At 59.9% G+C, this 14890-nt stretch carries 13 protein-coding genes; 7 read left to right on the plus strand and 6 right to left on the minus strand.

Annotated elements, in window-relative coordinates:
* Nucleotides 1-49: 49 nt before the first annotated feature.
* Nucleotides 50-463: a cupin domain-containing protein gene (locus tag I8E17_RS11750; protein ID WP_069611688.1), complete on the minus strand. Its 414-nt coding sequence runs from the start codon at nucleotides 461-463 to the stop codon at nucleotides 50-52.
* A gap of 125 nt (nucleotides 464-588) precedes the next feature.
* Between I8E17_RS11750 and I8E17_RS11755 the strand changes: the two genes are divergently transcribed.
* The 7 genes from I8E17_RS11755 (at nucleotide 589) to I8E17_RS11785 (ending at nucleotide 10000) form a co-directional block, all read left to right on the plus strand.
* Complete coding sequence (locus tag I8E17_RS11755) at nucleotides 589-1380, plus strand: ABC transporter ATP-binding protein (RefSeq protein ID WP_069611689.1); 792 nt, start codon at nucleotides 589-591, stop codon at nucleotides 1378-1380.
* A 306-nt stretch (nucleotides 1381-1686) separates the two neighbouring features.
* Entirely contained in the window at nucleotides 1687-2022 is a 336-nt protein-coding gene (locus I8E17_RS11760) for a hypothetical protein (RefSeq protein WP_069611690.1), read from the plus strand.
* A gap of 2 nt (nucleotides 2023-2024) precedes the next feature.
* Nucleotides 2025-2912, plus strand: a complete 888-nt coding sequence (locus I8E17_RS11765; RefSeq protein WP_069611691.1) for an ABC transporter permease — start codon at nucleotides 2025-2027, stop codon at nucleotides 2910-2912.
* A complete protein-coding gene (locus I8E17_RS11770) occupies nucleotides 2909-4042 on the plus strand; it encodes an ABC transporter permease (protein ID WP_069611692.1) in 1134 nt (377 codons plus the stop codon). The genes I8E17_RS11765 and I8E17_RS11770 overlap by 4 nt, the downstream gene beginning before the upstream one ends.
* Nucleotides 4043-4097: 55 nt before the next feature.
* Nucleotides 4098-5066, plus strand: a complete 969-nt coding sequence (locus tag I8E17_RS11775; RefSeq protein WP_069611693.1) for an ABC transporter substrate-binding protein — start codon at nucleotides 4098-4100, stop codon at nucleotides 5064-5066.
* Between the two features lie 384 nt (nucleotides 5067-5450).
* Nucleotides 5451-6641 (plus strand): efflux RND transporter periplasmic adaptor subunit, encoded by a 1191-nt coding sequence (locus tag I8E17_RS11780; RefSeq protein ID WP_112721465.1) that lies wholly within the window; start codon nucleotides 5451-5453, stop codon nucleotides 6639-6641.
* 14 nt (nucleotides 6642-6655) lie between these two features.
* Nucleotides 6656-10000 carry an efflux RND transporter permease subunit gene (locus tag I8E17_RS11785; RefSeq protein WP_069611694.1) on the plus strand — a complete coding sequence of 1115 codons (3345 nt, stop codon included), beginning with the start codon at nucleotides 6656-6658 and terminating at the stop codon, nucleotides 9998-10000.
* Between the two features lie 37 nt (nucleotides 10001-10037).
* Here I8E17_RS11785 and ureG read toward each other — a convergent pair whose 3' ends face one another.
* From ureG to ureC, 5 genes are all read right to left on the minus strand, one after another.
* A complete protein-coding gene (gene ureG / locus I8E17_RS11790) occupies nucleotides 10038-10649 on the minus strand; it encodes an urease accessory protein UreG (protein WP_069611695.1) in 612 nt (203 codons plus the stop codon).
* A 106-nt stretch (nucleotides 10650-10755) separates the two neighbouring features.
* The gene (locus I8E17_RS11795; RefSeq protein WP_069611696.1) at nucleotides 10756-11442 is read right to left on the minus strand and encodes an urease accessory protein UreF; all 687 of its coding nucleotides are present in this window, start codon (nucleotides 11440-11442) and stop codon (nucleotides 10756-10758) included.
* A gap of 6 nt (nucleotides 11443-11448) precedes the next feature.
* Complete coding sequence (gene ureE / locus I8E17_RS11800; RefSeq protein ID WP_069611697.1) at nucleotides 11449-11964, minus strand: urease accessory protein UreE; 516 nt, start codon at nucleotides 11962-11964, stop codon at nucleotides 11449-11451.
* 78 nt (nucleotides 11965-12042) lie between these two features.
* A complete protein-coding gene (locus I8E17_RS11805) occupies nucleotides 12043-12903 on the minus strand; it encodes a GGDEF domain-containing protein (RefSeq protein ID WP_069611698.1) in 861 nt (286 codons plus the stop codon).
* A 273-nt stretch (nucleotides 12904-13176) separates the two neighbouring features.
* Nucleotides 13177-14889: an urease subunit alpha gene (ureC, locus tag I8E17_RS11810; RefSeq protein WP_113366629.1), complete on the minus strand. Its 1713-nt coding sequence runs from the start codon at nucleotides 14887-14889 to the stop codon at nucleotides 13177-13179.
* Between the last annotated feature and the right edge of the window lies 1 nt (nucleotide 14890).

The following is a 14890-nucleotide window of genomic DNA, read 5'->3' on the forward strand; positions in this document are numbered from 1 at the left end:
AAACAAAAAGATAGAGCATTTTCGCAATTCGAAGAAAAGCGAAACGGCTCTAGCGCGGCACATGTCGCTCCAGATCCGGCAGCAAGACCACGCTTTCCTGCTCGTTCGGATCGGTGCGGGCGATGACCGCTGTCGCCGGCCGGTCGCTCAAGTTCGCGGGAAGATGCGGGACGCCGGCCGGAATATAGAACATCTCGCCCTCGCGCACGATGACATGCTCTTCCAGCTGGTCGCCGAACCAGCAATGCGTCTCTCCGGAAATCGCGTAGATCGCCGTCTCATGCGAGGCGTGAAGATGCGCCTTGGCGCGGGCACCCGGCGGGATGGTCAGAAGATGCATGCAAATCCCCGTCGAGCCCACTGTCTCGGCGGCAATCCCTTCGAAATAGCTGAGGCCCTGTTTTCCGGCATAGGTGCTGCCGGGCCGGACGATACGGCAGGTGGGCTTCGATGAGACAATCATGGCATTGCTCCCCCTCTGTTCAGCAGCCCCAAGGCCTTCTCGCCTCTCCGGACTGCGGCAATGCCAAACAGGATAACACGCAATCCGCCTCAAACATGCGGCGAAAACAGGACTGGTAGGTGTTAATGACGTCATCCGCTTCCTCCGTCGTCTCTGCGCGGAATCTCTGTCTCACCTACAATACGAATGACGGGCCGGTGCATGCGCTAAGCAACGTCGATCTCGATGTTCGCAAGGGCGATTTCGTCTCCTTCATCGGCCCTTCGGGCTGTGGCAAGACCACCTTCCTGCGTGTCATTGCCGATCTCGAGCGCAAGACATCGGGCGACATCTCCGTCAACGGCATGTCGCCGGAAGAGGCGCGCAAGGCCCGCGCCTACGGCTATGTCTTCCAGGCCGCAGCCCTTTATCCCTGGCGGACGATCGAGAAGAATATCGCCCTGCCGCTTGAAATCATGGGCTATGACAAGCAGGAGCAGGCCAAGCGCATCGCCCGGACGCTGGAACTCGTCAATCTCAACGGCTTCGAGCACAAATTCCCCTGGCAGCTTTCGGGCGGCATGCAGCAACGCGCCTCCATTGCCCGCGCCTTGGCTTTCGATGCCGATCTTCTCCTGATGGACGAGCCCTTCGGTGCCCTGGACGAAATCGTCCGCGATCATTTGAACGAACAGCTTTTGAAACTCTGGAAGCAGACGAACAAGACCATTTGCTTCGTCACCCACTCCATCCCCGAAGCAGTCTATCTCTCGACGAAGATCGTGGTCATGTCGCCGCGGCCGGGCCGCGTTACCGATGTCATCGAATCGACGCTACCGACGGAGCGGCCGCTCGACATTCGCGAAACGCCGGAATTCCTGGAAATCGCCCACCGCGTCCGGGAAGGGCTGAGAGCAGGGCATAGCTATGAGGAATAGGATGATGGACGGCTCCGTCGCGCGACGGCCCCTCACCGTACCGAGCCCAAGGCAATCGCATATGGGGGCAGGTCGGTGCGGTCTTTACCTTCTCCCCTCGGGGAGAAGGTGGCCCGAAGGGTCGGATGAGGGGGTTAACCGCTTCAAAGTCATCGGCTTCCGCTTTCTTGGCAAGCCCCCTCATCCGCCTGGCGGCACCTTCTCCCCGAAGGGAGAAGGAGGTGCGCTGCAGCAGCCGCCTTCCCATGCAATTGCCGTACTGTCGGAGCCGGGAAAACAACGCCGCTCCGCAATCGGAGGAATATCATGAACCCGCAATTCCTCCTCTGGCTTGTCGGCGCGATGGCGATCTTCATCGGCGGTGCCACAGCATCGCGCGCCTATATCGCCAACAATAACGTGTTGGTACTGATCCTCGCCCTCATCCTCTACTGCATCGGCAATCTGATGATGGTGCGGCTGATGCGCGAGGGCGGGCTTGGCCTGGCGATCTCCGCTTCCTCCATAGCGCAGCTCGTCGTCGTCAATGTCATCGCCTTCATCGTCTTCGGCGAACGGCTGAGCCTGCAGCAACTTGCCGGCGTGGGTCTTGGCATCATCGCCATGATCCTCATGCTGCTTCCCGCGCAAGGGAGGGCATGAACATGGAAAAGGAACAGTTCTTCAAGCACAAGTTCCTGCCGGTTGCGACAATCATCCTGGCGATTGTCCTGCTCTGGTATGTCTTCGCCGTCATTCTCAACGCGCCGTTTCAGCGCGATCTCGACCGGCGCGGCAACGTCACCCCCACCATAGTCGAATTCATCGGCAAGACGCTGGCGCAACCGAAACCGACGCTGCCGGCTCCGCATCAGGTGGCGCAGAACGTCTTTGAAAACACTTTCCTGCGAGTGCCGACAAGCAATCGCAGCCTCGTCTACAACGCGTGGATCACGCTGGTCCCCACAGCGGTCGGCTTTGCCTTCGGCACGATCCTCGGCGTTCTCTTTGCAGTCGGCATCGTTCATCTCGTGGCGCTCGACCGCAGTCTCATGCCCTGGATCATCGCGTCGCAGACGATCCCGATTCTCGCCATCGCGCCGACGATCATCGTCGTCTTCAGTGCCCTTGGCATAGACGGGCTGATCCCGAAGGCGCTGATTTCCACCTATCTGTCGTTCTTCCCGGTCACGGTCGGCATGACGAAGGGCCTGCGCTCGCCGGAAATCATGCATCTCGATCTGATGCGCACCTATAATGCCAGCAGCTGGCAGACCTTCTGGAAGTTGCGCGTGCCGGCTTCGGTCCCCTTCCTCTTCACCTCCATGAAGGTCGCAATCGCCGCAAGTTTGGTCGGAACGATTGTCGGCGAGCTGCCGACGGGCGCGGTCGCCGGCATCGGCGCAAAACTGCTCGCAGGCTCCTACTACAGCCAGACGATCGACATATGGGCCGCTCTCGTGGCAGGCTCTGTGCTCGCAGCCGTTCTCGTGGGCATCGTCAGCATTGCTGCCCGCATCGTCGACCGTTCGATGGGAGGCAGAACGGCATGAGATCCTTTCTTTTCTCCTGGCAGGGCATTCTTGCACTTCTTCTCTGTCTTGCAGCCATCCCCGCATTGCCGCTGCTCGCAGCGGATGCCGCGGCACCCGTCAGCAGCGGAACGACCTTCGTCATCTTCATTCTGATTGCCGCGGCGGCCGCCCTTTCCTTCATGCGCCTATCTGCGGACCTGAGCGCGGCTACCCTCTTCTTCGGCGCGCATGCGGCGGCATGGCTGCTGCTGGCGGGAATTTCCGGCAATGAAGGCAAGGCGCAGCTATCCTTCTTCATTCTGATTGCCGCTTCATGGCTGCTGGCCTGGCGCTGTGTTTCCGTCCTGTCGTCGATGCGTTCGCACTCGACCGCCGGCAACTATACGCTGCGCCTGCTGATCCCGGCGATCTTTGGCATATGGATACTGATCATCTGGGAAGCCGTCACTCGCGGCGCAGGCGTCTCCCTGGTCCTTCTGCCGCCGCCAAGCGCCATCGGCGCCAGGATCGCCAATTCGATCCCAACATTATGGATCGATGTCCGCCAGACGATCCTCACCGCCGTCCTGATCGGCTATATCATCGGCTGCGCCAGCGGCTTCATCGTCGCCATTCTTGCGGACCGCTTCGCCTTCCTGCGCCGCGGCCTGCTGCCGATCGGCAATTTCGTCTCGGCCCTGCCGATCATCGGCGTCGCACCGATCATGGTCATGTGGTTCGGCTTCGATTGGCAGTCAAAAGCTGCCGTCGTCGTCATCATGACCTTCTTCCCGATGCTGGTGAATACGGTGACAGGCCTTGCCGCGGCCGGCAATATGGAACGCGACCTGATGCGCACCTACGCATCGAGCTATTGGCAGACGTTGTTCAAGCTGCGCCTGCCCGCCGCCGCCCCCTTTATTTTCAATGCGCTGAAGATCAACTCGACCCTGGCGATGATTGGTGCCATCGTGGCAGAGTTCTTCGGCACGCCAATGTCGGGCATGGGCTTTCGCATTTCAACCGAAAATGGCCGGTTGAACCTCGATATGGTCTGGGCTGAGATCGCGGTTGCCGCGATTGCCGGCTCGGTCTTCTACGGTATCGTTGCCTTCATCGAACGAATGGTGACGTTCTGGCATCCGTCTGTCCGTGGTGGGCAGACGTAATCCAGGATCCCTTCCAAGGGATCAAGGCATAACTTCAGAGGGAAAGGGTGAAGACATGAAAAAAATAATGTTTGCATTGATGGCAAGTGCCGTGACGCTTGCCGCCACCCAGGGCGCGATGGCGGCGGATAAGTTGACCCTGCAGCTGAAATGGGTGGCCCAGGCTCAGTTCGGCGGCTATTTCGTCGCCAAGGACAAGGGCTTCTACAAGGAAGAAGGCCTCGATGTCGATATCAAGGCGGGCGGGCCTGATATCGCTCCGGAGCAGGTAATAGCCGGCGGCGGCGCCGATGTCATCGTCGACTGGATGGGCGGCGCACTGGTTGCCCGCGAAAAGGGCGTGCCGCTCATCAACATCGCCCAGCCCTTCGAAAAATCCGGCCTGGAGCTGATCTGCCCGAAGGATGGCCCGGTCAAGACGGAGAAGGATTTCAAAGGGCACACTCTCGGCGTCTGGTTCTATGGCAACGAATATCCATTCTTCGCCTGGATGCACAAACTCGGCTTGAAGACCGACGGCGGCAAGGATGGCGTGAACGTTCTCAAGCAGAGCTTTGACGTGCAGCCCCTCGTCCAGAAGCAGGCCGACTGCATCTCCGTCATGACCTATAACGAATATTGGCAGGCGATCGATGCAGGCTTCAAGGCCGAAGACCTTACCGTCTTCAACTATACCAAGCTCGGCAACGACCTTCTCGAAGACGGCCTCTACGTCAAGGAAGACAAGCTGAAGGATGCGAAATTCAAGGCGGATATGGTGAAATTCGTCCGCGCCTCGATGAAGGGCTGGAAATATGCCGTCGAACATCCGGACGAAGCCGCGGAAATCGTCATGGACAATGGTGGCCAGGATGAAAACCACCAGAAGCGCATGGCGGGCGAAGTCGCCAAACTGATCGGCAACGGCAAGCTCGACATGAAGACCTATGATCGTACGGTCGAAGCCTTGCTCGATCAGAAGATCATCAACAAGAAGCCGACCGGCGCCTATACGCATGAGATCACGGACGCTGCTTTGAAATAGTATTGGATCGTCTCGAACCATCGAACGCGCGAGGTTTCCGGCCTCGCGCGTTTTTTTCATTTTGTAACAGCAGCAACAAAATGCTGGCTTTGTCGCGCCGTCTGGCTGAAAAGCCATCAACTATTCGAATGCTGACATCACAATGCCGTGATTGCTTCGCAAGGTTGTAGACGATAGAAATGCCCGCGAAATCATTTTCTCGTGATCTTGCGAGAATTGAAAACCGATCCCATCTACAGGGCGATTTTAGGATGAGGGAACTGCAAGGCATGACAGACGGATATTGATCCGCCGGAGAAGCCGGCCCGCATGCATCGCATCCCCGTGTTCGCGACGGAAATCAGCGAAATCCATTTTATCAAACGCCGAACTGGAACCGGACGCATGGCCCTTACGCCGTTTAGACTTCTGAGCACGACCGCAATCCTGCTTTCCCTGCTGGGCGTGTCTGCCGCGCTGGCGGAAGAGCCTCCGGTTACCACGCCGAAACAGAACCTGCCCGCAATCGTCATCACCACAGCCACGATGCGCCACCTGACCGATAAGGTCGTCGCGACCGGCACGGTGAAGGCCGTCGACGAGGTTTACATCCAGCCGCAGGTGGATGGCCTCTCCATCCGCTCTCTCAACGCAGATGTCGGCGACAAGGTCAGCGCGAACAGCACCCTTGCCACGCTGAACGATGATGCTCTTATTCTGCAGAAGAGCCAGATGCAGGCGACGCGGGCCAAAGGCGAAGCAAGCCTTGCGCAATTGCACGCCCAGCTCACCGAAGCCCGCGCCAATGCCGAAGAGGCAGAATTGCAGCGTGTTCGCGCCGTCACAATGGGCGCCAAGGGCACGATGTCGACCTCCTCGGTGGAACAGGCGAATGCCGCCGCCGCCGCCAACAAGGCGCGCGTCGTTTCCGCCGAGCAGGCGATCGCGGTAGCCGAAGCCGATCTGAAGGTTACCGACAGCCAGATCGCCGATACGGATCTCAAGCTTGCCAGAACCGGCATCAAGACCCCCGTCGCCGGCACCGTCGCGTCGCGCAATGCCCGCGTCGGCGCCATCGCGAACGGCAATGGCGATCCGCTTTTCACCATCATCCGCGACAGCCAACTCGAACTGGTGGTCGATGTGTCCGAGAGCGATATCACCAAGATCACGAGCGGACAGAAGGCCTTGATCGCTCTTTCAGGCCGTCGCGAAAAGCTTGCCGGAACGGTCCGTCTCGTTGCTCCGATCGTCGATCCCGTCACCCGCCTCGGCGCGGTGCATATCACGATCGACGAAGGCGAGAAGGCTCGCGCCGGCATGTATGGCAGCGCCGAGATCATCATTCGCCAGGAAGATGGCGTTGCGCTGCCGCTGACCGCAGTCAACAGCGAGGAAAACGGCTCCTCCGCCCGCAAGGTCGAAAACGGCGTGGTCAAGTTCGTGAGCGTCGAAACCGGCATCCAGGATGCAGGCTATGTCGAGATCGTAAAGGGCCTGAAAGCCGGCGATGAGGTTGTCGCCAAGGCCGGTGCCTATGTTCGCGACGGCGACCACATCACGCCGGTTCGCGATACGTCGCAAGCCTCCAACTGAGCGAGAACGGCAAGATGAACTTCTCCGCCTGGTCAATCCGAAATCCGGTCGCCCCGCTCCTCGGCTTCTTCCTGCTGATGGTCGTGGGCGCGCACGCCTTCTTCAATCTGCCCATCACCCGGTTCCCGAATATCGACGTGCCTGTCGTCAACGTCACCGTGACGCAGAGCGGCGCCTCTCCAGCCGAACTCGAAATGCAGGTGACGAAGGAGATCGAAGACGCCGTCGCCAGCATCAACGGCATCGACGAAATCCAGTCCACCGTCACGGACGGCCAATCGCAGACTGTCGTCATCTTCCGCCTGGAAGTGCCGACGCAGCAGGCGGTTCAGGATACCAAGGACGCCATCGACCGCATTCGCGGCAACCTGCCCTCGACGATCGATGAGCCTATCGTCTCCAAGGTCGATGTCGAGGGACAGGCGATCCGGAGCTTTGCCGTTTCCTCTCCGAACATGACGCTGGAAGAGCTGTCCTGGTTCGTGGACGACACGGTCAAGCGTGCCCTGCAGGGCCAGGCGGGCATCGGCCGCGTCGACCGTTACGGCGGCGCCGATCGCGAAGTGCGCATCGAGCTCGATCCGAACAAGCTCAATGCCTATGGCATCACCGCGCTTTCCGTGAGCCAGCAGCTGCGCAGTACCAATATCGACTTAGGCTCCGGCCGCGGCCAGGTTGCCGGCAGCGAGCAGGCGATCCGCGTGCTCGGCGACGCCCGCAATGTCGCCCAGCTCGCCGATACGACGATCGCGCTCACCAACGGGCGCTTCGTAAAACTCTCCGATCTCGGCGCCATCAAGGACACCTATCAGGAGCCGAAGTCCTTTTCGCGCTTCAACAGCACGCCCGTCGTCACCTTCGGCGTATTTCGCGCCAAGGGCGCCAGCGAGGTGACCGTCGCCAAGACGGTTGCCGACACGCTCGACAAGGTGCGGGCCGAGAACCCGAACGTTTCGATCGAGATGATCGACGACTCCGTCTACTACACCTATGGCAACTACGAATCGGCGATGCATACGCTGATCGAAGGCGCCATACTGGCCGTCATCGTCGTCTTCCTGTTCCTGCGGAACTGGCGCGCAACGCTGATATCGGCAGTCGCCCTGCCGCTCTCCGCAATCCCGACATTCTGGATCATGAACCAGATCGGCTTCTCGCTGAACCTCGTCAGCTTCCTGGCGCTGACGCTGGCGACCGGTATTCTCGTTGACGACGCCATCGTCGAAATCGAGAACATCGCGCGCCACATCAAGATGGGCAAGACGCCCTATCGCGCCGCCATCGACGCTGCAGACGAAATCGGCCTCGCCGTCATCGCGACGACCTTCACCATCATCGCGGTCTTCGTGCCCGTCTCCTTCATGCCGGGCATTCCGGGCCAGTACTTCATCCAGTTCGGCCTGACCGTCGCCTTCTCGGTGTTCTTCTCGCTGCTGGTGGCGCGTCTGATCACGCCGATGATGGCCGCCTATCTGATGCGCGCCGAAGACGGCGTCGACGATCATCACGACAATGACGGCCGCTTCATGCGTGGCTATAGCTGGCTGGTGCGGCTGACGACCAAGAAGTGGTACACGCGTTATCCGACGCTGCTGGCCGCCTTCGCCTTCTCGGTCGTTTCGGTCTTCGCTCTCATCATGTTCGTCCCCGGCAGCTTCATCCCGCCGGAAGACTCCTCGCGCATCGTGCTCTCAGCCGAGCTGCCGCCGAATGCCCGGCTTGATGATACCGAGCAGGCGACCAACGAAATCTATCGGCGCGTAAAGGGTATCGACGGCGTCGAAAGCGTGTTCGTGCTCGGCGGCGCCTCGCCGAAGGGCGATCTGGAATTGCGCCGCGCCACCGTGACGCTGACGCTCGGCAAGCTCGATCAGTCACTGACAAAGAAGCTGGTGAACGACGTGCTCGGCTCGATGCCTGTCATCGGCCCCTACCTGCCGAAGGTTGCCGTCCATGGCCGCGTACGCCCGCAATGGGACATCGAAAAAGAAGTCTTTGCAAAGCTGAGCTCCATTCCCGACGTCCGCATCACCAAGCTGAACGATCGTGGCGACCGCGACCTGACCTATAACTTCCTCTCGCGCAACGAAAAGGACCTCAATCAGGCAGTCGGCATTCTGGAAGCCAAGCTGCGCACCGACCCGGCGCTTGCCAATGTCAGCGCCGACGGCGCCCTGCCGCGGCCCGAGTTGCAGATCTTCCCGCGCAAGGACGAGGCGGCACGCCTTGGCATTACGCCACAGATGATTTCGGATACGATTCGCGTGGCGACCATTGGCGATATCGATGCTTCACTTGCGAAGATCTCGCTCGATGATCGCCAAATTCCGATCCGCGTTCAGGCCTCACTTGGCATGCGCCGAGATCTGGCGGCAATCCGTGCGTTGCGCATCAAGACATCCATGGGCACCACCGGACAGGCGTCCACCGGCTCCACCGTGCCGCTGTCGAGCGTGGCAGACATCGACTATTCGGAGGGCCTCTCTTCCATCAAGCGCAACAACCGTTTCCGCGTCGTCGCGATCGGGGCCGACCTGCCGCAAGGCGTGGCGCTGGATACGGCATCGGAACACTTCCTCAATATCGTCAACAACGCCAAGATCCCGGCAACCGTGCATCTGGCCGAAAGCGGCGATACCAAGGTCCAGAAGGAAATGCAGCAGAGTTTCGGCAATGCGATGCTGCTCGGCCTCATGCTCGTTTTGACCGTGCTCATCCTGCTGTTCAAGGATGTGATCCAGCCCTTCACCATTCTGCTGTCGCTGCCGTTGGCGATCGGAGGTGTGGCGCTGGCCTTGATCATGACCGGGAATGCGCTGTCTATGCCCGTCATGATCGGCATTCTGATGCTGATGGGTATCGTGACGAAGAACGCCATCCTGCTGGTCGATTTCGCCATTGAGATGATGCATCAGGGCATGCCGCGGCTGGAAGCGGTCGTCGAAGCCGGCCGCAAGCGTGCTCGTCCGATCATCATGACCTCGATTGCCATGTCGGCCGGCATGCTGCCGTCCGCTCTCGGCGTCGGCGAAGGCGGCTCCTTCCGCGCGCCGATGGCAATTGCGGTGATCGGTGGCATCATCGTTTCCACGGTACTCAGCCTGGTGGTCGTGCCGTCCTTCTTCCTCATTATGGACGACCTGTCCCGCCTGCTCGGCTACCTCTTCGGCAGGCTTGTCGGCAAGAAGGATGCGGACGACGAGGTCGTGACCAAGGAAGGCCTGGCCGTCGCCGTCAACGAAAACCGCCAGTCGCTCACCAATCTGGAAGAGCGGCTGGAGGCCATCGAAAACAAGGATGGAAGAAACAGGTCGGTGGGCACCAATGTGCTAAAGCTGCCGCCCTTCGCAGCAGAATAGAACATCTCAGCAGATGTCTGGATAATGACAGGGCGGCTCAAAGGCCGCCCTGTTCCTTTAGAAAGTTGACGATCCTGCTGACGCCCTCCCCCCGCTTCATGTCGGAAAAGACGAAGGGGCGTGCCTGGCGCATGCGGGTGGCATCGCGATCCATCACCTCGAGATCGACCTCGACGAAAGGCGCCAGATCCTTCTTGTTGATGACGAGAAGGTCGGATTTGGTAATGCCGGGGCCGCCCTTGCGCGGGATTTCCTCGCCCTGGCATACCGAGATCACGTAGATGGTGATATCGGCGAGATCGGGCGAAAAGGTTGCCGCCAGATTGTCGCCGCCGGATTCGATGAAAACGACATCAAGATCAGGAAGCCGCTCGTTCAGGCCGGCAATGGCCTGCAGATTGATCGTCGCATCTTCACGGATGGCCGTGTGCGGGCAGCCGCCCGTTTCGACGCCGACAATGCGATCCGAAGGCAGCGCCTGCATGCGCACCAGCGCTTCCGCATCTTCGGTCGTGTAGATGTCATTGGTGACGACGGCGACGGAATAGTCCTCGCGCATCGCCTTGCACAGCTTCTCCGTCAGCGCCGTCTTGCCGGAACCGACCGGGCCACCGATCCCAACGCGCAAGGGTCCATGTCTCGATTTCATGCTCGCAACTCCGATAAAGTGATAGCATAGCTAAGCGTCGGGCGGCCGCACAGAGGCGAATGACGTAGGCGATGCCTCAATTTCAATATCTTCCTTGTAACGCCCGTCACGACCTGAAGAGCCTCGTGCCCTGGGTCTCATGCCGCAGGCTCGCAATATCGGCCTGTATGGTCGCAGCACCAAGATCGTCTAGACTGGATTGAGCAGCGCGGCGCGCGACATCTGCAAACAGACCTTCCAGCCGCGCCAGAACGGCAACACCATCTTTCTGGCCGCTGACACCAAGCCGAATGCCGGAAGATACCATCTGCGAGGCCAGCGCATGCAGGAAGGCGGCAGCCGCCTTCTCGGCGGCAATGCCATGCGCACCTGCGACGGCGCCGACCGCAACCGGATAGGCCGTCCTTGCCGGGAGCCCGGAAAAGACCGCATGCGGCCAGGCGGCGGCCGCCGAGAGAAAGGCATCTCCAAGCAGCATGGTCTCGTTATGGCGCTCCTTCGAGCCAGCCAGCGCCTCGGCAAGTTCCGCAACGGCCGCAAGCCGCTGCGCATCCGCGCCCGCCCGGTGCGCCTCGACCAGCAGCACTGTATCATTCCACGCGGAACCATGCTCAATGATTGCAGAAATCCAATCGCTGAGGCCAGTGCTGTCGCGCACCAGGCCGTCATGCACCGCACGCTCCAACCCACCGGAATAGGCGAACGATCCCACAGGAAACGCCGGCGACAGCCATGCCATCAGCCGCAGCAGCGCCTGCAGGTCGCCATTGTCCGAAACCGCCGCGTTGGTCATTACGGTTCAATCATGCGAATGGTTGTGATGATCGTGTCCGTGATCGTGCCCGTGACCATGATGATGGTCGTGGCCATGCGAATGGCCTCCATGGGCGTGGTAGGCGCCTCGCGCGGGCTGGAAAGGCTCGCTGACTTCGGTCACGACCGCCCCCAGCCCCTCGAGCATGGACCGGATCACGTGGTCACGCAGGATCAGGATACGCTCCTCCTCGATCTGCGCGGAAAGGTGGCGGTTGCCGAGATGCCAGGCAAGCTCGATCAGATGCCGGCGATCGCGCGGGCGGATCTCGAAAAGCTTTTCATCAGCGGCAACGATCTCGATCAGCTCGCCATCCTCGCGCACCAGCAGATCGCCGCTCGCAAACAGCACCGGCTCTTTGAGGTCGAGCATGACCATCTCGCCATTTTCGAGATGCAGCAGTTTGCGGCGCAGATGCCTGAGATCATGCGGCAGGACGACACGATCGATCGGATTGGAGGAAGGAGTGCCGGCCGGCAGATAGGAAGTGACGCGTAGCATGACTGTTCCAGTTTAATACTTTGTCAGACCATGCAAAATAGTCGCCTCCCGCGCAAGCATCAATGACGTGTGGAAGCCTCACATCCGCTGCACATAGCGTTGCAGTTCCCTGACATCCGTCGTTGCCTCCTGTTCCTGCTCCGTGGCGCAGCGATGCCAGACCTGCGACAGACGCTCGCGCTCGTGCATGACACGGTTGCGACCAAGCGTCTTGGCAAGATAAAGCGCCTTGTCGGCGGCGGCGTAGACGGTCTCCGTCTTGCGATCCGCGCCGATATCGGCAATCCCGGCGGAAATGGTGATCTTTACCGACCCGCCTTCAATGGCGACCGAATGTTCGGCGATCTGCTCCTTGATCTCCTCAACGCGCGCGATACGCTCGGCCGTATCGCCGCCATGAATGATGACGCCGAATTCTTCACCGCCAAGCCGTGCAATCACGTCTTCTCCGGTGAAAGCATCGGAAAATAACCGCGAGACCGCAACGATCACGGCATCACCGGATGCATGCCCGTAACGATCGTTGATCGCCTTGAACCGATCCAGATCGAAAATCGCCAGGGAAGCGCCGTCTCCGGCCATACTCAACGCCTCGGTAAAAGCACGGCGATTGAGCAGGCCGGACAGCATATCGGTGCGGCTCAACCGCTCGAACTCAGCACGGGAGACCGCGAGCCTGTGGATGGAAAAGCCTGCCAGCACCGCAAGCGCGCCGGACACGGTGCCCCCAATGATCCATGCCAGCAAAACGCCAAAACGCATCGCCTCGAAGATCGGCAATGGCAGAAGATCAAACCATTGCATCACAAAAAGCAGCACCAGGATCATGGCAAGCGACATGATGACGGCGACGAAACTCATCTTAAGCGCGAAAATAAAAATCGCACGTCGCTGCTGAAAATTACCGAGTTCGGCCTGCAGCGAAATCCATTGCTTCATGCGATTCACCTTCCTCAGCCCACTATTTCAATCATGTGAGATAGGGGTGAAGACGCTTCCAGGTCTTTAATGGAATGATTAAAATGCGGCGCATTTCCCAAGTTGTGAACAGACGGGAAGGTACATCCACCGAATCCGGTTTGCCGGCAGAAATGCGCAATGGCAGAGCCAACATGCCATATGATTGATATTGCTGCGCCCAGTGCGCAACATATAAAAACCCCGGAAAACCGGGGTTTTCATATCTGCCGACAATCGGCGTCCAAAATATCCTCAGAAAAGGAAATAGCGCTGCGCCATCGGCAGCACGGTTGCCGGCTCGCAGGTCAGAAGCTCGCCATCGGCCCGCACTTCATAGGTTTCCGGGTCCACCTCGATATGCGGCGTCAGGCTGTTGTGGATCATCGATGCCTTGGAAATGCCGCCGCGCGTGTTCTTGACGGGCAGCAGCGCCTTGGCGACGCCGAGCTTGCCGGCAAGTCCGGCATCGAACGCCGCCTGCGAAACGAAGGTCACCGACGAATTCGTGCGATTCTTGCCATAGGCACCGAACATCGGCCGATAATGCATCGGCTGCGGCGTCGGGATCGAGGCATTCGGATCGCCCATGGGAGCAGCAGTGATGGAACCACCGATCAATACCATCTCCGGCTTCACGCCGAAGAAAGCTGGATTCCAGAGCACCAGATCGGCACGCTTTCCGACCTCGATCGAACCGATCTCGTGGCTGACGCCGTGCGCGATCGCCGGATTGATCGTATATTTGGCGATGTAGCGCTTCGCACGGAAATTGTCGTTGTCGCCGGTCTCCTGCGCCAGGCGGCCGCGCTGGCGCTTCATCTTGTCGGCGGTCTGCCAGGTGCGGATCGCCACCTCGCCGACGCGGCCCATGGCCTGGCTGTCGGATGAAATGATCGAGAAGGCGCCGATATCGTGCAGAATATCCTCCGCGGCGATCGTCTCCTTACGGATACGGCTTTCGGCAAAGGCAATGTCTTCAGGAATCGACGGCGATAGGTGATGGCAGACCATCAGCATGTCCAGATGCTCGGCGATCGTATTAACCGTATAGGGCCGCGTCGGATTGGTTGAAGACGGAATGACGTTCGACTGGCCGCAGATCTTGATGATATCGGGCGCATGGCCACCGCCCGCGCCTTCCGTGTGGAAGGCGTGAATGGTGCGACCCTTGATGGCACCGATCGTATCTTCCACGAAGCCGCTTTCATTCAACGTATCCGTGTGGATCATCACTTGCACATCGTATTCGTCGGCAACGCTGAGGCAGCAGTCGATGGCCGCCGGCGTCGTGCCCCAATCCTCATGCAGCTTGAGCGCGCAGGCTCCGCCAAGCACCATTTCCTCCAAGGCGGCTGGAACGGATGCATTGCCCTTGGCTGAAAGGCCGATATTCATGGGAAAGGCATCGAAGGATTCGATCATGCGCGCCAGATGCCATGGCCCCGGGGTGCAAGTCGTTGCCAGCGTTCCATGCGCCGGCCCGGTGCCGCCGCCAAGCATGGTGGTGACGCCCGACATCAGCGCTTCCTCGATCTGCTGCGGGCAGATGAAATGGATATGGCTGTCCATGCCGCCGGCAGTGACGATCTTGCCCTCGCCGGCGATTGCTTCCGTGCCCGGTCCGACGATGATGTTGACACCGGGCTGCATGTCCGGATTGCCGGCCTTGCCGATCGCGACAATGCGGCCGTCCTTCAAACCGATATCCGCCTTCACGATCCCCCAATGATCGAGGATCAGCGCATTGGTGATGACGGTATCGACCGCGCCATTTGCTCGCGTCACCTGGCTTTGCCCCATGCCGTCGCGAATGACCTTGCCGCCGCCGAACTTCACCTCCTCGCCATAGGTGGTGAAATCCTTCTCCACTTCGATGAACAATTCGGTGTCGGCCAGACGCACCTTGTCGCCGACGGTCGGTCCGAACATGCTGGCATAGGCGGCGCGGGAAATCCTGTAGGGCATC

The organism is Rhizobium sp. AB2/73 (assembly GCF_020871915.1).
Taxonomy (GTDB): Bacteria; Pseudomonadota; Alphaproteobacteria; order Rhizobiales; family Rhizobiaceae; genus Rhizobium; species Rhizobium dioscoreae.